General features: G+C 67.1%; 19 protein-coding genes. 7 read left to right on the top strand and 12 right to left on the bottom strand.

Annotated elements, in window-relative coordinates:
* Window positions 1-106 precede the first annotated feature (106 nt).
* Together K9D25_RS12825 and K9D25_RS12830 are read right to left on the bottom strand one after the other, a co-directional pair.
* Window positions 107-1,723: a regulator gene (locus tag K9D25_RS12825; RefSeq protein ID WP_244375720.1), complete on the bottom strand. Its 1,617-nt coding sequence runs from the start codon at window positions 1,721-1,723 to the stop codon at window positions 107-109.
* 75 nt (window positions 1,724-1,798) lie between these two features.
* Entirely contained in the window at window positions 1,799-2,515 is a 717-nt protein-coding gene (locus tag K9D25_RS12830) for a cysteine hydrolase family protein (RefSeq protein WP_244375722.1), read from the bottom strand.
* A 275-nt stretch (window positions 2,516-2,790) separates the two neighbouring features.
* On the opposite strand from K9D25_RS12830, the gene K9D25_RS12835 reads away from it, so the two are divergent.
* Window positions 2,791-3,450, top strand: coding sequence for a hypothetical protein (locus tag K9D25_RS12835; protein ID WP_244375724.1), 660 nt, complete (start codon window positions 2,791-2,793; stop codon window positions 3,448-3,450).
* Between the two features lie 62 nt (window positions 3,451-3,512).
* On the top strand, window positions 3,513-6,110 hold the full coding sequence (gene uvrB, locus K9D25_RS12840; protein WP_244375725.1) for an excinuclease ABC subunit UvrB: 2,598 nt from the start codon (window positions 3,513-3,515) through the stop codon (window positions 6,108-6,110).
* 10 nt (window positions 6,111-6,120) lie between these two features.
* Here the strand turns inward: uvrB and K9D25_RS12845 are convergent, their stop codons facing one another.
* Window positions 6,121-6,534, bottom strand: coding sequence for a GNAT family N-acetyltransferase (locus K9D25_RS12845; protein WP_244375727.1), 414 nt, complete (start codon window positions 6,532-6,534; stop codon window positions 6,121-6,123).
* 108 nt (window positions 6,535-6,642) lie between these two features.
* Between K9D25_RS12845 and K9D25_RS12850 the strand changes: the two genes are divergently transcribed.
* Window positions 6,643-7,032: a DUF805 domain-containing protein gene (locus K9D25_RS12850; protein WP_244375729.1), complete on the top strand. Its 390-nt coding sequence runs from the start codon at window positions 6,643-6,645 to the stop codon at window positions 7,030-7,032.
* 59 nt (window positions 7,033-7,091) lie between these two features.
* Here K9D25_RS12850 and K9D25_RS12855 read toward each other — a convergent pair whose 3' ends face one another.
* Together K9D25_RS12855 and K9D25_RS12860 are read right to left on the bottom strand one after the other, a co-directional pair.
* On the bottom strand, window positions 7,092-8,093 hold the full coding sequence (locus tag K9D25_RS12855) for a Tim44 domain-containing protein (protein ID WP_244375731.1): 1,002 nt from the start codon (window positions 8,091-8,093) through the stop codon (window positions 7,092-7,094).
* A gap of 267 nt (window positions 8,094-8,360) precedes the next feature.
* Window positions 8,361-8,534, bottom strand: coding sequence for a hypothetical protein (locus K9D25_RS12860; protein ID WP_244375733.1), 174 nt, complete (start codon window positions 8,532-8,534; stop codon window positions 8,361-8,363).
* Between the two features lie 413 nt (window positions 8,535-8,947).
* On the opposite strand from K9D25_RS12860, the gene ppc reads away from it, so the two are divergent.
* From ppc to K9D25_RS12875, 3 genes are read left to right on the top strand one after another with little or no spacing between them, the layout of a single operon-like run.
* Window positions 8,948-11,740: a phosphoenolpyruvate carboxylase gene (gene ppc, locus K9D25_RS12865; RefSeq protein ID WP_244375735.1), complete on the top strand. Its 2,793-nt coding sequence runs from the start codon at window positions 8,948-8,950 to the stop codon at window positions 11,738-11,740.
* A gap of 5 nt (window positions 11,741-11,745) precedes the next feature.
* Entirely contained in the window at window positions 11,746-12,039 is a 294-nt protein-coding gene (locus K9D25_RS12870) for a cupin domain-containing protein (protein ID WP_244375737.1), read from the top strand.
* Between the two features lie 58 nt (window positions 12,040-12,097).
* Window positions 12,098-12,730, top strand: a complete 633-nt coding sequence (locus K9D25_RS12875; RefSeq protein ID WP_244375739.1) for an FMN-binding negative transcriptional regulator — start codon at window positions 12,098-12,100, stop codon at window positions 12,728-12,730.
* Between the two features lie 8 nt (window positions 12,731-12,738).
* Here K9D25_RS12875 and K9D25_RS12880 read toward each other — a convergent pair whose 3' ends face one another.
* Together K9D25_RS12880 and K9D25_RS12885 are read right to left on the bottom strand one after the other, a co-directional pair.
* A complete protein-coding gene (locus tag K9D25_RS12880; RefSeq protein ID WP_244375741.1) occupies window positions 12,739-13,497 on the bottom strand; it encodes a 3-keto-5-aminohexanoate cleavage protein in 759 nt (252 codons plus the stop codon).
* Between the two features lie 24 nt (window positions 13,498-13,521).
* Window positions 13,522-13,995: a YaiI/YqxD family protein gene (locus K9D25_RS12885; protein ID WP_244375743.1), complete on the bottom strand. Its 474-nt coding sequence runs from the start codon at window positions 13,993-13,995 to the stop codon at window positions 13,522-13,524.
* A gap of 354 nt (window positions 13,996-14,349) precedes the next feature.
* Here K9D25_RS12885 and ggt point away from each other — a divergent pair, with 354 nt between their 5' ends.
* A complete protein-coding gene (gene ggt, locus K9D25_RS12890; RefSeq protein WP_244375745.1) occupies window positions 14,350-16,101 on the top strand; it encodes a gamma-glutamyltransferase in 1,752 nt (583 codons plus the stop codon).
* Window positions 16,102-16,238: 137 nt separating this feature from the next.
* Here the strand turns inward: ggt and K9D25_RS12895 are convergent, their stop codons facing one another.
* The 5 genes from K9D25_RS12895 to urtC all read right to left on the bottom strand — a co-directional run bounded on the left by K9D25_RS12895 (window position 16,239) and on the right by urtC (window position 20,694).
* Window positions 16,239-16,595: an FmdB family zinc ribbon protein gene (locus tag K9D25_RS12895; RefSeq protein ID WP_244375747.1), complete on the bottom strand. Its 357-nt coding sequence runs from the start codon at window positions 16,593-16,595 to the stop codon at window positions 16,239-16,241.
* Between the two features lie 153 nt (window positions 16,596-16,748).
* Entirely contained in the window at window positions 16,749-17,978 is a 1,230-nt protein-coding gene (gene fmdA, locus K9D25_RS12900; RefSeq protein ID WP_244375748.1) for a formamidase, read from the bottom strand.
* A gap of 63 nt (window positions 17,979-18,041) precedes the next feature.
* Window positions 18,042-18,731 carry an urea ABC transporter ATP-binding subunit UrtE gene (gene urtE, locus K9D25_RS12905; protein ID WP_244375750.1) on the bottom strand — a complete coding sequence of 230 codons (690 nt, stop codon included), beginning with the start codon at window positions 18,729-18,731 and terminating at the stop codon, window positions 18,042-18,044.
* Window positions 18,732-18,742: 11 nt separating this feature from the next.
* On the bottom strand, window positions 18,743-19,510 hold the full coding sequence (urtD, locus tag K9D25_RS12910; RefSeq protein ID WP_244375752.1) for an urea ABC transporter ATP-binding protein UrtD: 768 nt from the start codon (window positions 19,508-19,510) through the stop codon (window positions 18,743-18,745).
* 11 nt (window positions 19,511-19,521) lie between these two features.
* Window positions 19,522-20,694: an urea ABC transporter permease subunit UrtC gene (gene urtC / locus K9D25_RS12915; RefSeq protein ID WP_244375754.1), complete on the bottom strand. Its 1,173-nt coding sequence runs from the start codon at window positions 20,692-20,694 to the stop codon at window positions 19,522-19,524.
* Between the last annotated feature and the right edge of the window lie 10 nt (window positions 20,695-20,704).

Consider the following 20,704-nt stretch of genomic DNA (forward strand, 5'->3'; position numbering starts at 1 on the left):
TCCGGCTTCCGAAAGGGGCCGGAAGCAAGAGCGGCGCGGGACATCCTGCGGGATGTGCCGCGCCGTCTCAAGCTGCTTCGATACCCCCCAGCATCGAAGCGAAGGTCTATTCCGCCGGTGCCGGCTGCGGCCCGGCCGCCGTCTCTCCGGCGGGCGCCCCCTGCAGCGCCGCGTATTTGGCGCAGGCGAAGAGGAAGCCGGCAACCAGAAGGTAAGCAAATGCTACCCCCGGTGTCACGCCGAATCCGACACTTTCCCCGTGCATGAAGCCGAAAAAGGTGAGGACGGCGCCGGCGAGGGCGAAGGCGGCGGCATTGACGAACTGCCGTTCGACCACGAACACGCCGATGGCGCCCAGCACCAAGCCGACCAGAATGGCGCCGCCGCCCATCACTTCCAGCCCGTGATAGAGCACGCCGACCGCGCCGAGCTTCTCCAGTCCCAGAGTCGCGGCTGAGGTGCCGGCCACGGCCAGCGAATTGTCGATCAGCAGCTTGGTCCAGGCGGCGAGGTGGGGCGTGAGCGCCAGCACCACGGCGGGGGCGTGCTTGGCCGGCGTGGTCTGGAACGCCTGCGCCCCGATGAGCATGCCGATGTACAGAAGGATCGGCGAGATGGCGACGACCGGGATCAGCGCCAGCAAAAGGGCGATGATGCCGAACCAGGACAGCACGATGACCATGAGCCCGGTGGCGGCGGAATAGCCGATGCGCCCGCCCATCGACTTCCAGCCGGGGTGGCCGATATAGACCGCGTTGATGAAGGGGTTACCCATCAGGCAACCGATGAGGCTGACCACGCCATCGGCGGTGAGCACGCGGGTGGTGGGGTAATGGTCACCCGCCGCCTCGGCGCTCTCCACATTGTCCATCGCCTCGACGAGATCATAGATGCCGAAGGGGATGGCGGTGACGAGGATGACGCCGAGATAGCTGAAGCCGTGGAACACATGGTCGAAGGCTGGCAGCGGCACCGCGAAGCCGAAGGTGGCGAAGGCGGCGCCGACATTGGCGAGGCTCATACCGCCATAGTTGAGCCCGACGAGGTTCGAGCCCCAGGCGATGGCCATGCCCACCGCGATGGCAATGAGGCCGGCGGGGATGCCGCGCGGGTACTTCACCCCGCCGAACCAGCTCACCATGATGATGGCGAAGCAGGTGAGGCCGATGACCGGCGTGGCGAAGATCTCGAAGGCGGGGCGCATGGAGATGAAGGCGATGGACACGCCCGCCAGCGTGCCGAGCAGCGCCGCGCGGGGGGTGATCTTGCGGATATAGGGCGCGACGAAGCCGCCGATCATCAGGATGAAGCTCTGGAAGAACACCCAGACCAGCCCCGCTTCCCAGCCCTGGATCGGATCGCCGGTCGCCGCGCCGATGGGCAACATGATGACGAAGGTGACGACGAACATGTGCGGCACGGAGATGCCGGAGGGCAGGGCGCAGACATCGTCGCGCCCGGTCTGCTTGGCCAGTTGGTAGCCGAGCCAGGCGTAATAGGCGGTGGAGAGGAACATCATCAGCCCCACCGCCGGCAGGATGCGGCCGAAGACGATGTCGGGCGGCATTTTCAGCACGAATTGCAGCAGGCCGGTCAGCACAAGCATGTTGACGAGGATGTTGGTGCCGAAGCCGAACAGGGCATTCCAGTCACCGCGCGTCCACAGGGTCGGGCGCATGCCGGTGCGGGCGGGTGAGATCGGGGTCATTTCAGTCGCGGACATGCTCGTTATCCCTCGAAGAACGAATGACGGGGACGCGGTGAAAGCGGCGCCGGGCGCCGGAGGCGGCAGGCGGGTTCAGGCGGCGCTGGCGGAGGTCGCCGTCGCTTGTGAGGTGTCGAGCGCGGCGAGCAGGGCGGCGGAATCCGACACCCAGCCGAAAATGCCGCCCTGCGCCTTGATCATCTCCAGCCCGACGCGGTGGAATTCGGGGATGTAGGAGGCGCAGCAATCGGCCAGCGCAACGCAGCGATAGCCGCGGTCATTGCCCTCGCGGATGGTGGTGTGGACGCAGACCTCGGTGGTGACGCCGGCCACCAGCAGCGTGTCGATGCCCCGGTTCTTCAGCATCAGTTCGAGATCGGTCTGGTAAAACGCGCCCTTGCCGGGCTTGTCGAGCACCGGCTCGCCCGGCGCGGGGGCGAGTTCGGCGATGATGTCGTGGCCGGGCTCGCCGCGAATGAGGATGCGCCCCATCGGCCCGGCGCAGCCGATGCGGGCCGTGGGGGAGCCGCGCTCCACCTTGGCCGGCGGCGCGTCCATCATGTCTGGGCGATGGCCCTCGCGGGTGTGGATGACGAGCAGGCCGGCGGCACGGGCGGCGGCGAGCACGGCCTTGCACGGCTCCACCGCCGCCTGCAGCCGCGACACGTCATTGCCCAGCGTCTCGCCGAAGCCGCCCGGCTCCAGGAAATCGCGCTGCATGTCGATGATGATGAGCGCCGCGCGGGCCGGGGCGAAGGCGAGCGGTGCCGGCTCGGCGGCGAGGAGGGCGTGGGACGGTGTTGCGGGCATGAGCGGCCTGCCTTGTTCGTTGCATGCAATGGTGCATGCAGAAAGCGTGCCGCTTCTGAATGAAAAAGAAATCCTGATAATTCATTATCTTAATGAGATGTCGCGTCGTCCTTCTCGGCGTAGAGGCTGCTTGAGAGTCGGTTTGACGGGTCAATATTGTATAAAAAAGCGGCAAATAGAATTCGGTGGCAGCTTCTGGTGCCCTGCTGCCGAAATGCCTTGAGTAGTATGTGGCGGTTGTGCAACCTTTGGGTGTTTCAACCTTGGGGGCTACAATGAAGGCGTTCATTCCGGTCGTGATAGCCGCAGGCCTGTGTCTCGGCGGGTGCAAAACTCCAATCATTCCCGGCTCAACGAATATCGAGCCGCCGACCAAGGGCATTTATGTCGGCGGGCTCTACAAGCCGATTGGCGGTAGCCGCCGTGGCTCGGCGCCGGTCAATCTCATCCGCATCTGCACCGTTTCCACCACACTCAGCGAGTTCGGCGTGCCGGCGCCGGAGGGCAACGCCATCGCGGATATCGATCTGTTGGCGACGCGGACGCTCTCGGCGTCGGTATCCGGGCTGAACGTCGCCGTCGCCAAGGCGGGCCTTTCCGGCACGATCTCCGACTATTACGAATACAAGATCGTCAATGCGTCCTCCTATGAACTGGGCCTCGCCGATGCGAGCACAGTCTTCGCCAAGCTGATGAAGAAGGCCGACTGCCGCACGCAGGTGGCCGAAGAACTCGCCGGCGGCTCGGTCGTCCAGGTCACCAAGGCCTATGTCGGCGACATCGTCTTCCGCAGGAAGACCGGGGCCAGCCTCTCCGGCGAACTGAGCGCGCCGGCGGTGCAGGCGGCGCTGTCGCGCGAGACCGACCTCCGCTTCAAGGGCAATGGAATGGTCTTCGCCTTCGTCGGCAAGACCAAGACCGGCACCGGCTACTGAAACGCGGCACGGCGGTCGCGGCGGGGCTTTCCACCGTCGCGGCCGCACCCCATATTGCGGCCATGGCCAAAGCAGCACGTCCCGGCGGGTTCTCCGAGCGCTCACAGCGCGCCTTCGAGCCCGCGCAATCCGCCACGCTCGATCCCGCCCTTGCCGAAAAGCTCGGCGTGGCGCCGACCTCGGGCGCCTCCGCCACCGTCGCCGCGCTCTCGGCGCTGATCGAGAGCGGCCGGCCCGAAGTGGACGGCCAGATCTGGGTGCCGCATCGGCCGGCGCGGCCGGAGAAGTCCGAAGGCGGCGTCAAATTCGTGCTGAAGTCCGACTACACGCCCAATGGCGACCAGCCGCAGGCGATCGAGGAACTGTGCGCGGCGGCGAAGCAGGGCGAGCGCGACCAGGTGCTGCTCGGCGTCACCGGCTCGGGCAAGACCTTCACCATGGCCAACGTCATCCAGCGGCTGCAGCGCCCGGCACTGGTGCTGGCGCCGAACAAGACGCTGGCGGCGCAGCTCTATGGCGAGTTCAAGAGCTTCTTCCCCGACAATGCGGTGGAGTATTTCGTCTCCTATTACGACTACTACCAGCCCGAAGCCTATGTGCCGCGCACCGACACCTTCATCGAGAAGGAATCGTCGATCAACGAGCAGATCGACCGCATGCGCCACTCCGCCACGCGCTCGCTGCTGGAGCGCGACGATGTCATTATCGTCGCCTCGGTCTCGTGCATCTACGGTATCGGCTCGGTCGAGACCTATGCCTCGATGACCTTCAAGATCGAGGTGGGCGAGCGCATCGACCAGCGCGCCCTGCTCGCCGATCTCGTGGCGCTGCAATACAAGCGCACCCAGGGCGATTTCGGCCGCGGCACCTTCCGTGTGCGCGGCGACGTGATCGAGATTTTCCCGGCGCATTATGAAGACCGTGCCTGGCGCGTCTCGCTGTTCGGCGACGAGGTGGAGAGCATCCAGGAGTTCGATCCGCTGACGGGTCAGAAGTCGCAGGACCTGAAATTCGTCAAGCTCTACGCCAATTCGCATTATGTGACGCCGCGCCCGACGCTGATTCAGGCCATCCAGGGCATCAAGGCCGAGCTGAAGATGCGGCTGGACGAGCTCAACGCCATGGGGCGGCTGCTGGAAGCGCAGCGGCTGGAACAGCGCTGCACCTTCGATATCGAGATGATGGAGGCGACGGGAAGCTGCGCCGGCATCGAGAACTATTCGCGCTGGCTCACCGGCCGCCAGCCGGGCGAGCCGCCGCCGACCCTGTTCGAATATGTGCCCGACAACGCGCTGATCTTCTGCGACGAAAGCCATGTCACCGTGCCGCAGATCGGCGCGATGTATCGCGGCGACTTCCGCCGCAAGGCGACGCTGGCGGAATATGGCTTCCGCCTGCCGAGCTGCATGGACAACCGGCCGCTGCGCTTCGAGGAATGGGAGGCGATGCGCCCGCAGACGGTGCATGTCTCCGCCACCCCCGGCAAATGGGAAATGGAGAAGACGGGCGGCGTCTTCGTCGAGCAGGTGATCCGCCCCACCGGCCTCGTCGATCCGGAAGTGGAGGTGCGCCCGGCCCGCACCCAGGTCGACGACCTGCTCGGCGAGGTGCGCGCCACGGCGGCGAAGGGCTACCGCACGCTGGTGACGGTGCTGACCAAGCGCATGGCCGAGGACCTGACGGAATATCTGCACGAGAACGGCATCCGCGTGCGTTACATGCATTCGGATATCGACACGATCGAGCGCATCGAAATCCTGCGCGACCTGCGCCTCGGCGCTTTCGACGTGCTGATCGGCATCAACCTGCTGCGCGAGGGCCTCGACATTCCCGAATGCGGGCTGGTGGCCATTCTCGATGCCGACAAGGAAGGCTTCCTGCGCTCGGAAACCTCGCTGATCCAGACCATCGGCCGCGCGGCGCGCAATGTCGATGGGCGGGTGCTGCTCTATGCCGACACCATCACCGGCTCGATGGAGCGGGCGATGGCGGAAACCCAGCGCCGGCGCGAGAAGCAGATCGCCTGGAACACCGCGAACGGCATCACGCCGGAGACGGTGCGCAAGGCGATCGGCGACATTCTCAACAGCGTCTATGAGCGCGACCATGTGACGGTCGATACCGGCCTCGCCGAGGGCGCGGCCACCTATGGCAACAACCTCGCCACCGTGATCGCCGACATGGAAAAGCGCATGCGCAAGGCGGCGGCCGATCTCGATTTCGAGCAGGCCGCGCGGCTGCGCGACGAGATCAAGCGGCTGCAGGCGACGGAACTGGTGCTCTCCGACGATCCGCTGGCGCGGCAGGACAGCGTGGACGAGCGCACCGGCGGCTATCGCGGCGAGCGCAAATATGGCCGCGCCGCCAATCTGCCGGAGAAGAAGGGCAAGAGCGGCGCGTCCGGCCGGCGCTCCTCGCCCGGTCACGTCTCCTCCGGTCATGAGGCGCGGGCCGACGAGGCGCAGGCCGTCTACGAGCCGGGCGAGCCTTCCATGTTCGCCTCCGGCACCTCGCGCATCGTCAAGCCGTCGCTGGACGATATGGGCCCCGGCACCGACCGTGTGGAGCCGCTGCGAGTGGAGGACTGGGTGCGCCCGGAACGGCCGGACCCGATGACCAAGGGCTATCGCAAGGGCGGACGGCGCGCGCCGAAGCGGTGAGGGCGGGCGCTCAGAAGCGCTTCTTCAACCAGATGTTGGCATGGCCGGGCGGATAATCGTCGATCTGTCCGAAGCGCTCATAGCCGTGCCGCGCGTAGAAATCCGGTGCCTGGAAGCTATAGGTTTCCAGATGTACCCCGGTGCAGCCACGCGCGCGCGCCTCTGCCTCGGCCGCGTTCAGAAGGGCGCTGCCGATCCCGCTGCCGCGCGCCTGCGGCGACACCCATAGCCAGGTGATGTGCATCCAGCCGAAATAGGTGCTGGCCTTGAGCCCGCCTGTCGCAACCCCGGCGTCATCGCGGGCGATGACCCAAAGCTGCGACGCCCCCAAAGGGCCGGCCTTGGCCTCGTTGAAGATATCGAGGCCACGGTCGATGAGATCGCGGACCTCGACGCCCGGGTCGGTTTCAATGGTGATCTTCAAAAGCCGCTCTCCCGCAGACCGGCGCCGGGCGAGGCGGCGCGGGGGATGGTGTTCCGCGCCTTTCGTGCCAAGAATATGGCTTCGCGCCAATGGGGCACGGGGGAAGACATGAGTTTCACGCAGGCGATTTCCAGCGTTCTCGGCAAGTACGCCACCTTTTCCGGGCGCGCGCCGCGCTCGGAATATTGGTGGTTCGTCGTTTTCCAGATTCTCGTCAACATCGCCGCCGGCGTGCTCGACACCGCCCTGTTCGGGGCGTTCTCGCTGCTGACCTTTGGCGAGATCGACGCCTTCACTCCGCTGACCACGCTGGCAACGCTCGCCCTGCTGATCCCCTCCATCGCGGTGAGCGTGCGGCGCTTCCACGACATGGACTTCTCCGGCTGGTGGCTGCTGCTGATCCTCACCGGCATCGGCGCCATCGTCATCTTCTTCTGGTTCATGGTGCGCGGCACGCGTGGGCCGAACCGCTTCGGCCGCGACCCGCTGGAATTCTGACGCGCATGAAAAAGGGCGGCTCGCGGGCCGCCCTTCTCGTGTCTCGGATATGAGGCCGCTCAGCCCTGCTGGATGGCGCTGAGCTTCCATTGGCCGCGCGGGGGGCGGGCGAAGGTCCAGAACTCCACCGCCTGTTCCAGCCGGTCCGGATCACCCTGCACGACGCGGCCGGTGGCCTTGTCGAGCGTCACGTCCTTCAGCTCGTAGCGCATGGCGACGGTGGCGTACTCGGCGTCGCCTTCCGACCAGGCTTCCGACAGGTCGCCCTGCAGCAGCTTCACATCGGTGACGCGGTTCTCCAGCCCGTCGCGCGCCAGCTCGTCCAGCTCCTCGGCCATATAGCCAGCCATTTCCGGGGTCAGCAGCGTGGAAAGAGCGGCCTTGTCGGCGCGGCTATAGGCGGCCTGCACCTCGGTGAGGGTGCGCTCGAACGTGTCGAAATCCGATCCTTCCAGCTTGAGCGGCTTGCCGCGCGGCGCGGTGCCGAAGCCCGCGCGCGGCGCGGCCGTGCCGCCGCCCATGGCACCGGGCTGCGGGCCCGGGCCGGCGCCGTTCATCGCATCCCGGTTTATCGGGTCGGGCCGCGCGCCGCCCGCATAGGACGGCTGGTTGCGCGAGCGCAGCCAGCCCATGACCAGCCGGACGACGATGAAGATGAGCGCCACCTGCAGCAGCAGGCCGAGAATGCCGGAGAGGCTGCCCAGGCCGGAGAAGAAGCCCGAGCCCATCAGCAGGCCGAAAAGGCCGGCGCCGAGCAGGCCGCCCATCAGCCCGCCCATGAAGCCGCCACGGTTGAAGAAGCCGCCGGGCTGCGCGCCGGGAGCGCGGGCCGCGGTAGCGGCCTGGTTCTGCGGCGTCGCGGAGCGCTGCAGCGGCTGGGCGGTGGGGGCGGTGGGAGTGGGGGCGGGCGTCGAATAGCTGCGCGTGCCACGGCTGCCGAAGCTGCCGCTGCGGCCGGCGCGGGCCTCGGCGAAGTCGGTGGCCACCAATACGCCGGCGGCAACAAACAGCGCGCCGATCATCAGACGCAGGGCGAAGGGACGCGAACGCGGGAAAAGCAAGGGCTTGGCCTCTCTCGAAGGGTTTGGTGCGGAGTTGCCGCAACGTCACCCATATGGGAAGAGGCCGCCCGGAATCCAGTGCCTTGGGGCTGCGCCGCTGCCGCGCAGGGCCGTCAGGTCGCGGCGAGCCAGCGCAAAACCGCGCTTTGCGGGCGACACACAATCCTGTGATGAGGCGCTGCCGCCGAGGGGCAGGGGCTCATTCGGGATCGAAGCGCGGCGCCGGGGGTGGCGTCGCGCGGGAAGGGGTCCGCAAAGGGCGCGGCGTCAGAAGCCGAGCTGCGATTCGATCGCGGCGATCGAGCCCACGGGCACGTTCACGGCCTTCTTCTCGCGCGCGTCGGCGGGACGCAGCGGCGAGACGGCGCCGGTGTAGGAAGCCTTGGATTGGGGGGAAGCGAGGGGAGCCTGAACCTCGTTGCGGTTCATGACGGGGGGCATTTGGGTCGTCCTTCCTGATACGCGTTACGCAGTGAATTAAATCGGGCCTCGCGGCCCGGCTTATCGGGTCAACACGGCTTTCGGCCGGTTGTTTCGAAAAGCACCGCCGCAGGTCGGCGCTTCATGTGCTCTTTATGAACCCTCAACCATGAAGCTTTCCTGAGCATGGTGTTCATCCTGGCGGGGGATTCGTTCACAATCGCGGCGGCTCTGGGGCGAGCCTGAGAAACCTGTGGGTGTGTGGCCCGCAAGCCTCACCTTCCCGTGTGCCGCGCCATCCGCAGGTAACTCGATCCGCCCGTGACGGTCTGCCGCCGCGATGCGCCCCGCCTTGCCGGGGATAAGCGCGCCCGCACGGGTGTCATCGACGGCATGCTAATTGCTAAGTTGTCTACGCCTTAAGGAGTATCGCCATGTCCGTTGCCCTGACCATCGCCCTTTCCGATGCCGAGCCTGAAGCCGATGGCGAACTCGACCTGTCGCTGCGTGAGGACATCCGCATGCTCGGCCGCGTGCTGGGCGACACGTTGCGCGACCAGGAGGGCGAGGCGATCTATGAGCTGGTGGAGCACATACGCCGCGTCTCCACCCGCTTTCACCGCGAGGAGGACGAGGGCGCAAGGCACGAGCTGGAAGCGATCCTGAGCGATCTCGGCCCGGACCAGACCATTTCCATCGTCCGCGCCTTCTCCTATTTCTCGCATCTCGCCAACATCGCCGAGGACCAGAACGTCATCCGCCGCATGCGCGCGGCGGCGGCCAATGGCAGCGCGGCCGGCCCCGCCACGGTGGCGCGGGCGCTGGAGCGGGCGCGCGAGGCCGGCATTTCCACCGACGATCTGCGCGCCTTCTTCACCACCGCGCTGGCGAGCCCGGTGCTGACCGCCCACCCGACCGAGGTGCGCCGCCGCTCGACCCTGACGCATGAAATGAAGGTGGCGGAGCTGCTGGCCGACCGCGCCCGCCGCGACCCAACGCCGGAAGAGCAGGAAATGGCGGCGGCGGAACTGCGCCGGCGCGTGCTGATGCTGTGGCAGACCAACCTGCTGCGCCGCACCAAGCTGACCGTGCTGGACGAGGTGGCGAACGGGCTTTCCTATTACGATTACACCTTCCTGCGCCAGCTGCCGACGCTCTATGCCGCGCTGGAGGACCGGCTGGCGGCAATGGAAGGCCGCACCGGGGAGGCGCCGGAAATTGCCTCCTTCCTGCGCATGGGCAGCTGGATCGGCGGCGACCGCGACGGCAATCCCTTCGTCACCGCCGAGGTGACGCGCGAGACGATGCGCATGCAGTCCGCGCAGGCGGTGCGGTTCTATCTGGAAGAGCTGGACAGCCTCGGCGCCGAACTCTCCATCAGCACCATCCGGGTAAGCGTGTCGAGCGACCTGCTGGCGCTGGTCGACGCGTCGCCCGATCTCTCGCCGCACCGGCGCAACGAGCCCTACCGCCTCGCGGTGACCGCCATCGCCTCGCGCCTGCGCGCCACCGCCTTCCGGCTGGAAGTTGCCGATCTCTTGGGCATTACCCAGATGCCTCCGGCCCGGCCCTATGGTTCGGCGGCCGAGTTGCGCGCCGATCTCGACATCATCGACGCCTCGCTCAAGGCGCATAAGTCCGGCGTCATCGCCGGCGGCAAGCTGCGGGCCCTGCGCCGGGCGGTGGATGCGTTCGGCTTCCACCTCGCCGTGCTCGACTCGCGGCAGAACTCCGACGTGCATGAGCGCTGCGTCGCCGAACTGTTCGAAGTCGCCGCGCCCGGCACGAACTACAAGGCGCTGCCGGAGGGCACCCGCGTCGCGCTGCTGCTGCGCGAATTGACCACGGCGCGCCCGCTCACCTCGCCCTTCGCCGGCTATTCCGACGAGACGGTGGGCGAGCTCGCCATGCTGCGCACCTGCGCCCGCATCCACGACATCTACGGGCCGGAAGCGATCCAGACCTGCATCATCTCCAAGGCAGAGAGCGTCTCCGACATGCTGGAGCTGGCGCTGCTGCTGAAGGAGGTCGGCCTGGTCGACCCGGCCGGCGCCTCGGCGGTGCATATCGTGCCGCTGTTCGAGACCATCGGCGATCTGCGCAACGCCGCCAAGGTGATGGAGCAGATGTTCCGCCTGCCGGAATACCGCAAGCTGGTGGACAGCCGCGGCGGCGTGCAGGAAGTGATGCTCGGCTATTCCGACAGCAACAAGGATGGCGGCTTCCTCACCTCCGGCTGGGAGCTCTACAAGGCCGAGATCGAGCTGATCGAGGTGTTCAAGCGCCATGGGGTGCGGCTGCGCCTGTTCCATGGGCGCGGCGGCTCGGTGGGGCGCGGCGGCGGGCCGAGCTACGACGCCATCCTCGCCCAGCCGGGCGGGGCGGTGCAGGGGCAGATCCGCATCACCGAACAGGGCGAGATCATCTCGTCGAAGTACTCGAACCCGGCGGTGGGGCGCGGCAATCTCGAAATCCTCGCGGCGGCGACGATGGAAGCGACGCTGCTTTCCGGCGACGCCATGGCGCCGCGCGAGGAATATCTCACCGTCATGGAGGCGCTTTCCGACGCCGCCTTCGCCGCTTACCGGGCGCTGGTCTACGAGACCCCGCGCTTCGAGGACTATTTCTGGGAATCCACCGTCATCAACGAGATCGCGACGCTGAACATCGGCTCGCGCCCGGCCTCGCGCAAGAAGAGGCGGCGGATCGAGGATCTGCGCGCGATTCCCTGGGTGTTTTCCTGGGCGCAGTGCCGGCTGATGCTGCCGGGCTGGTACGGCTTCGGCACGGCCGTCCGCCAGTGGCTGGACGCGCACCCCGACGGCCTGCCGCTGTTGCAGGAGATGTACCAGGAATGGCCGTTCTTCCGCACCCAGCTGTCCAACATGGACATGGTGCTCTCCAAGAGCTCCATCGCCATCGCCTCGCGCTACGCGGCGCTGGTGGAGGACGCGGAACTGCGCGAGAGCATTTTCGGCCGCATCCGCGCCGAGCATCAGGGCGCCATCGACGCGCTGCTGGCGATCTCGCAGCAGCCGGCCCTGCTCGGCTCCAACCCGCTGCTGGAACGCTCGATCCGCGCCCGCTTCCCCTATATCGACCCGCTGAACCATGTGCAGGTCGGCCTCTTGCGCAAATACCGCGCCAGCGATACCGACGAGAAGGTGCTGCAAGGCATCCAGCTCACCATTAACGGCATCTCCGCCGGGCTGCGGAACTCGGGATAGACCTCATGGCCTTCGCCTGCACCATTCCGGCCGTCGCGACCCAGCTGGCGGACGATGCGCGGGTGCGCATCACCCGCTGGGACTTCGCGCCGGGCGCCACCACGGGCTGGCACGAGCACGCGATGGACTATGCCATCGTCTTCGTCACCGACGGGCTGATGGAGATCGATGTCGACGGGGTGGTGACGCAAATCGCCATGGCGGCCGGCGCCGCCTATTCGCGCCCCGCCGGCATCCGCCACGATGTGCGCAATGCCGGCGACGCGCCGATGAGCTTCGTCGAAGTGGAGATGAAATAGGCGGCGCGGCGGGCCGGCTGTAGAGTGCCGGCAGCCGCCATCCCTGCCGGGGTTCGTCATGTATACGCCGCCCGCCTTCCGCGAAGACGACCCGACGATCCTGCGCAGCATCATGCGCGAGGCGCGGCTGGCGACGCTGGTCACCGCCACCGCCGAGGGGCTGATGGCGACGCCGCTGCCGCTGTTTCTCGACGCGAGCGAGGGGGAGCACGGCGTGCTTTACGGGCATCTCGCCCGGGCCAATGGCCAATGGAAAGCGGCGCCGATCGGCGAGGCGCTGGTGCTGTTTTCAGGATTGGACGCCTACATCACGCCCAGCTGGTACGCCGCCAAGGCCGAGCACGGCAAGGTGGTGCCGACGTGGAATTATGAGGCCGTGCACGCCTATGGCGTGGCCGAGTTCTTCGACGATCCCGCGCGGCTGCTGGAGGCGGTGACGCGGCTCACCACGCTGTATGAGCAGAAGCGCGCCGAGCCCTGGTCGGTGAGCGATGCGCCGGAGGCCTTCGTTGCCGCGCAGCTTCGCGGCATTGTCGGGCTGCGGCTGCCGATCACCCGGCTGGAAGGCAAGCGCAAGATGAGCCAGAACCGCTCCGAGGCCGACCGCGCCGGCGTGGCGGCCGGGCTGGCCGGCAGCGAGCGTCCGGACGAGCGGCGCATGGCGGACTTGATCCCGACTCGGCGCGGCTGACAGCAGCTTCACCCCGCCAGCGGCGGCACGGCTTCCGGCGGCAGGTTGGGCGGCACGCGGGCGAGGCGGAAGGCGGCCTTGATCAGCGCCGCATTATCCGCCGCCTCGCTGCCATCGGGCAGATGCTTGCCGTCTTCCAGCCCGATACGCCCGTCGAGCCCGCGCATCAGCGCATCCTGATAGAGCGGCCAGACGGTCGCGTCATAGCCGTGCTGCAGCACCGGCACGTCGAGGCTCGCGCGGGCCAGCAGCTTGCGAATGGCGGCGGCGACGGCAAGCCCCTCGTCGACATCCTGCTCATTGATCTCGATGAGAATGCGCAGGCATTTCTTCGCTTCGGGCAGGGCGATGAAGCGCTCCGTATCCGCCACCGACCACAGCCCCGCCTCGACGCCGATGCCGCGCGACAGCGCGAGCGCGATCATCTCGGGGGCGTCGTCCTCGATGAGATTGACCGACACATAGTCCGGCAGAACCGTCCAGCCCTTCACCGCCTTCAGCCGCGCCGCGCCGCCGGGGGCGATGCCGGCATGGGTGGACAGGCCGATGGGCACATCCGGCACGCGGGCGCGGATGGCCTCAAGCGCGGGGGCGACGGCGGCGGGGTCCAGCGTCTCGGCGCCGGAGGCGTCCCGCGGGTGCAGGTGCAGCTCGCTCGCCCCGGCGGCGACAACGGCGGCGGCGTCCGCCGCAAGCTCGGCGGGGGTCAGCGGCGTGTAGGCATGGAAGGCGCGGTCGCGCGCTCCGTTGAGGCAGGCCTGCAGCATCGGCGTCTCCTGGTTTCTGCCCCTTCAACCCGCCACAAAGCCCTTTCGTTTCAAACGCTGCACGGCGCGTTCCAGCGATTGGAGAAATTCCGAGCGGTCGCGCGGGGAGAAGGGGCGGGGTCCGCGCGTGATCTCGCCGGCTTCGCGCAGATCGGCCATCAGATTGCGGGTGGCGAGCTGCATGCCGATGGAGGCGGCAGTGAAGGGTTTCCCCGTCGGGCCGATGGCCTCCGCCCCCTTCGCCACCACCCGAGCGGCGAGAGGCACGTCGGCGGTAATGACGAGGTCGCCCTCTTCCACCCGCTCGACGATCCAGCCATCGGCGACGTCAGGCCCGGCGGCGACGATGACGCGCTCGACCTCGGCGTCGCGCGGGATGGCGATCCAGGAATTGGCGACGAGAAACACCTTGAGCCGGTGGCGGGCGGCGACGCGGTAGGTCTCGTCCTTCACCGGGCAGGCATCGGCGTCGATATAGATGAGGATCGGCTTCGGCAAAGTAGTCCTTGCGGTAATGGGCGGGGAGACAAGAAAGAAGGGCTGCCCGCGAGGGCAGCCCTTCCCATGTCAGACCGCGGTTCGGTCCGGTAACTGCCTAGAAGGGCAGCGCGACGTATCGCATCACGCGGAACGAACCTCAGAAGAGGCAAGCGTCCAGGTCACGGATACCGACGACCGCGGATCAAGACGATCAGACACTGGATCACCTCCTTTCGATTGTTGACGACAACTGAAGCTTAGACCGATTCGCCAAAAGGTCACGCGCTTGTTGCAGTGCGGGGTGGGAATCGGCTGTTCACATCGCGTTACGGCGCGCAATCTTGAGTGCACGACAGGCGGGAGGGGACGCAGATGAAGCTGTGGCACGGGCTTATCGCCCTGGTGCTGACCATGAGCCCGCTACAGGCGCAGCAGGCTTCCGACGTGCGGGCGCCGGAGGCTGCCGGGGCGCTGGCCACCGCGCCAAAAGCCGCCACCAGCCGGAATTGGATGGTGACGGCGGCCAACCCGCTGGCGGCGGAGGCAGGCGCGCAGATGCTACGCGCGGGCGGCAACGTCGTCGACGCCATGGTCGCGGTGCAGCTGATGCTCGGCCTTGTGGAGCCGCAATCCTCCGGCCTCGGCGGCGGCGGCTTTCTGGTCTATTGGGACGCCGCGACCCGCACGCTCACCAGCTTTGACGGGCGCGAGACCGCGCCGCGCGCGGCGACGCCGACGCTGTTCCAGAACGCGCAGGGCCAGCCGCTCGCCTTCATGGAGGCCGTGGTCGGCGGGCGCTCGGTCGGCACGCCGGGCACGCCGGCGCTGTTGGAGACGGTGCATCGCCGCTATGGCCGCCTCGGCTGGGAGACGCTGTTCGCCCCGGCGCTGGAGCGGGCGGAGAACGGCTTTGCCGTCTCGCCCCGCCTTGCCGGGCTGATCGCCGGCGATGTCGACACGCTGGCGCGCGATCCCGCTGCAAAGGCCTATTTCCTCGACGCCGCCGGCGCTCCACTGGCCGAGGGCACGGTGCTGAAGAACCCGGCCTATGCGCAGACGCTGCGCAGCTTACGCGACGGTGGCGCGGCGGCGTTCTATGACGGTGCGCTGGCGACGGCGATCGTCGCGGCGGTGCGCGGCGCGGCCAATCCCGGCCTGCTGGAGGAGGAGGACCTCGCCGATTACCAGGTGAAGGAGCGCGCGCCCGTGTGCGGCGCCTATCGCGGCCTGGAGGTCTGCGGCATGGGGCCGCCGGGCTCCGGCGCACTCACCCTGGGCCAGATCCTCGGCCTGCTGGAACCCTATGATTTGAAGGCGCTCGGCCCGAGCTCGCCCGAGGCGTGGCGGCTGATCGCGGATGCCTCGCGCCTCGCCTTCGCCGACCGCGAGCGCTACATGGCCGACAGCGACTATGTGCCGATGCCGACCAAGGGGCTGCTGGCGCGCGATTATCTCGCCCAGCGGGCCAAGCTGCTGGAAGGCGACGACGCGCTGCCCGAGGTCGCGCCCGGTAACCCCACCTGGGACCACGCCGCCATCGTCCCGGAGCGTGCGGACGGGCTGGCGCCGGAACTGCCCTCCACCACGCAGATCACCATTGTCGATGCGCAGGGCAACATCGTCTCCATGACCTCGACCATCGAGGCGGGGTTCGGGTCGCGGTTGATGGTGGGCGGCTTCCTGCTCAACAACGAATTGACCGATTTCTCCTTCCGCTCCCAAAAGGACGGTGTGCCGGTGGCTAACCGGGTGGAGCCGGGCAAGCGGCCGCGCTCGTCGATGACCCCCACCATCGTGCTGAAGGACGGGCGCCCGGTGCTGGCGCTAGGTTCGCCCGGCGGCAGCCAGATCATCGGCTATGTCGCCAAAACGCTGTTCGCCCATCTCGACTGGGGCATGAGCCTGCCCGATGCCATCGCCGCGCCCAATGTGCTGGCGCGCTTCGACGCGGTGGAGATCGAGGCGGGAACGGCGGCGGAGGCGCTGGCGCCGGGCCTCGCCGCGCTCGGCTTCAGCGTGAAGACCGGGGCGATGACCTCGGGCGTGCAGGCGGTGGCGATCACGCCCGACGGATTGCTCGGTGCCGCCGACCCGCGCCGCGAAGGCGTGGCGATTGGGGAGTGAGGGGAGCGGGTCTGATCCTGCCGTCATCCCGGCCGAGCGTAGCGAGCGCCGGGACCGCTCTCCAATGTCCGCGCGATCCCGGATCGCACCTTTGGCGCGTCCGGGATGACGCCGGTCCGGCATGGGCGCTCAGCGCCTCAATGGCTGATCATCCACGGCCGGGCGGAGGGGAAGCTCTTGGCGCCTGAGGCGGCGGTGGCGGTCTTGGATTTCTTCGAGCGGCTCTTCATGCCGCCCGTGCAGCAAGAACAGCTCGACGGGTGTTTCTTCGCCGCATATTCGCCCGTGGTCATCGGCGCGTGGCTGGCGCGCTCATTGGTGGCATGGGCGGTGAAGCTCTCGCGCGACATGCCGGAGAAATGCGGGGCGGTGAGCATCACGCGCGGGGCCAGTGCGCCGCAATCCGGGCAGGGCTGCGGGGCCTGATATTCGCTCATCGGCCGCATCGCGGTGAAATCGCCGCAGCTTTCGCATTCATATTCATAGACGGGCATCGGCATGTCCCTGTGTGCGGGTCTTGAGCGCGACCCCTTGGGCGTTTCCTGAGAGGGAGCGGGGCGATGTCTTGGCATCGCCCTCATTTCTAAGATGAAGGGAGCGGGGCGACGCCTTGGCATCGCCCCGCATGCACCGGACGTCAGAGGGGGTCAAAGGTCCGGTGACAGCGGCATGTCGATGGAGCCGTCGAGGAATTTCGTCGGTCCGGCCGCGGTGGGGTTGATGTCGAAGTCGAAGATCTCGGTCGGCAGCCACAGCGTGGCGCAGGCATTCGGGATGTCGACCACGCCGGAGATGTGGCCCTGCACCGGCGCCGTGCCGAGGATCGAATAGGCCTGGGCGCCGGAATAGCCGAACTTCTTCAGGTACTCGATGGCGTTGAGGCAGGCCTGGCGATAGGCGATGTGCACGTCGAGATAGTGCTGGCCGCCGGCCTCGTCGACCGAGATGCCCTCGAAGATCAGATAGTCCTTGTAGTTCGGCGTCACCGGCGAGGGCTTGAAGATCGGGTTCTTGATCCCGTACTTGGCCATGCCGCCCTTCAGCACCTCGACCTTGAGGTGCACCCAGCCGGCCATTTCGATGGCGCCGCAGAAGGTGATCTCGCCGTCGCCCTGGCTGAAATGCAGGTCGCCCATGGAGAGGCCGCCGCCTTCGACATAGACCGGGAAGTAGATCTTGGAGCCGCGCGACAGATCCTTGATGTCGCAATTGCCGCCATGCTCGCGCGGCGGCACGGTGCGCGCGCCGGTGGCGGCGGCGGCGTCCCGCGCGTCGCCGGTGAGCCGGCCCATATGGGCGGTCGCGGCGAAGGGCGGGGCGGCGAGCGGCGGCACGCGGGTCGGGTTGGTGTCGATCAGCGCCTGCTCGCGGGTGTTCCAGGTGTCGAGCAGCTTCGGGTCGGGCAGGCAGCCGATGAGGCCGGGATGGATCAGCCCGGCGAAATTCACCCCCGGCACATGGCGCGAGGAGGTGTACATGCCCTTGAAGTCCCAGATCGACTTCTGCGCCAGCGGGAAGTGGTCGGTCAGGAAGCCGCCGCCATTCTTCTTGGAGAAGAAGCCGTTGAAGCCCCATTGGCTGTCCGGCATGGCGCCGATGTCGAGCAAATCGACCACCAGCAGGTCGCCCGGCTCGGCGCCCTTCACACCGATCGGGCCGGAGAGGAAGTGCACGATCGACAGGTCGATGTCGCGCACATCGTCGGCGGATTCGTTGTTCTTGATGAAGCCGCCGGTCCAGTCATAGGTCTCGACGATGAAATCGTCGCCCGGCTTCACCCAGGCCACCATCGGAATGTCCGGGTGCCAGCGGTTGTGAACCATGTCGTTGTCGTAGGCCGACTGGTTCAGGTCGATCTTGATCAGCGTTTCGGTCATGCGTCTCACTCCACGTGGGCAAGCTGGGATCTTTGGCAAAGGGTGAAGGCGGTCCGGCCGGGCTCACACCGACAGGAAGCGGGCGACCTTGGCCTCGTCGACATCGGCGCGCCGGTCCTCGTGGACGATCTCGCCGTTCTCGATCACCAGCACGCGGTCGGCGATGTCGAGGGCGAAGGACAGCACCTGTTCCGACACCACGATGGACAGCCCGCGCTCGTCGCGGATGCGCTTCAGCGTGCGGGCCATGTCGCGGATGATCGAGGGCTGGATGCCCTCGGTCGGCTCATCGAGCAGCAGCACCTTCGGCGCGGTGGCGAGCGCGCGGGCGATGGCGAGCTGCTGCTGCTGGCCGCCGGAGAGGTTGCCGCCGCGCCGGCCCTTCATTTCCAGGAGCACCGGGAACAGTTCGTAAATGTCCGGCGGCACCTTGCTTTCGCCGCGCGGGATCAGCCCGGTCTCGATGTTCTCCTGCACCGTCATGGTGGAGAAGATCATGCGGCCCTGCGGCACATAGGCGACGCCGTTCTTGACGCGCTCATAGCTCTTCAGCCGGGTGATGTCGGTGGCGCCGACGCTCACCGCGCCGCTCTTGGTCGGCACGATGCCCATGAGCGACTTCATGAGCGTGGTCTTGCCCATGCCGTTGCGGCCCATGATGGCGATGATCTCGTTCGGCGCCACGGTGAAGTTGAGGCCGTGCAGAACCTCGCTCTCGCCATAGGAGACGTGCAGCTTCGATACGTTCAGCATGATCCGCCCCCTCAATGGCCGAGATAGACTTCGATGACCTTCGGGTCCGCCTGGACCTTGGCCATGGAGCCTTCCGAGAGAATCTTGCCCTGGTGCAGCACCGTCACCTTGTGGGCGATGTCCTCGACGAACTTCATGTCGTGCTCGATCACGATCACCGAACGGTTCTTGATGATGGTATTGAGCAGTTCGGCGGTCTTCTTGCGCTCGGAGACGCTCATGCCGGCCACCGGCTCGTCGAGCATCAGGAGTTCCGGGTCCTGGATCAGCAGCATGCCGATCTCCAGCCACTGCTTCTGGCCGTGCGAGAGATATTCGGCCCGCTGGTCGAGCTGGTCGGCGAGGAAGATGGTTTCCGCCACCTCCTGCACCCGCTCCTTCACCGCCCGGTCGCGGCGGAAGGTCAGCGCGCCAGGCACCGAGCGGCCCTTGGGATAGGAGATTTCGAGATTCTCGAAGACGGTGAGGTCTTCATAGATCGACGGGTTCTGGAACTTGCGCCCGACCCCGGCGCGGACGATCTCGTGCTCCTTCATCCGGGTCAACTCGCGTTCCTTGAACCGGATCGAGCCCGTGGTGGCCTTGGTGCGCCCGCAGATGAGGTCGAGCACCGTGGTCTTGCCGGCGCCATTGGGGCCGATGATGACGCGGATCTCGTTCTCGTCGACATAGAAGGACAGGTCGTTGACCGCCTTGAACCCGTCGAAGGAGACGGTGAGTCCTTCCACCGCCAGGACGAAGTCCTTGTTCATGGAGTCGGTGATGACTTGGCTGTTCATGGCTCCGGCTCCTATTCGGCGGCGGCGGGGGCGGCCGTCCCGGGGGACGGGGCGGCGGGCGGCGTCGCGGCGGGGGGCGTCCGGCGGGCGGCGCCGCCGAAGAGCGGGCCGAGGCGCGGGGCGATGTAGCTCTGCCAGAGGCCGGCAATGCCGTTCGGGAAGATCAGCACCACGGCGATGAACAGGCCGCCGAGGCCGAACAGCCAGAGTTCCGGGAAGCTCTCGGAGAACGAGGTCTTGGCCCAGTTCACCAGCAGCGTGCCGTAGATGGCGCCGAGGATGGAGAGGCGCCCGCCCACCGCGGTGTAGATGACCATCTCGATCGACGGCACGATGCCGACGAAGGACGGCGACATGAACCCGACCTGCAGCGCGAACATGGCCCCGCCAATGCCCGACAGCGCCGCCGCCAGGCAGAAGACGAAGATCTTGAAGCTGGCCACGTCGTAGCCGGAGAAGCGGACGCGGTCCTCCTTGTCACGCATGGCGACGAGGATGCGGCCGAGCTTGGACGACTTCACGTAGAAGGCCAGCAGGATGCAGGCGAGCAGCAGGCCGACGCAGACGAAATAGAGGATCGTCTTGGCGCTGTCGGTGCGGATGTCCCAGCCGTGCAGGGTGCGCAGATCGGTGATGCCGTTGATGCCGCCGGTATAGCCCTGCTGGCCGATGATCAGGATGGTCATGATCGCGGCGAGCGCCTGGGTGATGATGGCGAAATACACGCCGCCCACACGCCGCTTGAACAGAGCGAAGCCGAGGATGAGGGCGAAGAAGGCCGGCACCAGCACGACGGCGACGGTGGAAAAGGTGAAGCTCTTGAAGGGCTCCCAGAACCAGGGCAGCGCGGTGATCTGGTTCCAGTCCATGAAGTCCGGAATGCCGGGCGTGGTCTGGATCTTGGTGTTCTCGACGCTGGAGGCTTCCAGCTTGAGGAACATGGCCATGCAGTAGCCGCCGAGACCGAAGAATACGCCCTGGCCGAGGGAAAGGATGCCGGCATAGCCCCAGCACAGCACCAGGCCGAGCGCGACGAAGGCGTAGGTGAGGTACTTGCCGACGAATTGCAGGCGGAAATTGTCCAGCGCCAGCGGAAGCACGACGAGGAGGATGAAGGCCAGGATCGCGATCCCGATCATGTCCTGCGGGCGCAGGAAGAAGGTGCGGCCGGATGACTTGCTCATATGCGCCTCC

Origin of the sequence: Ancylobacter polymorphus (genome assembly GCF_022836935.1) — a bacterium.
In the GTDB taxonomy this organism is placed as follows: domain Bacteria; phylum Pseudomonadota; class Alphaproteobacteria; order Rhizobiales; family Xanthobacteraceae; genus Ancylobacter; species Ancylobacter polymorphus_A.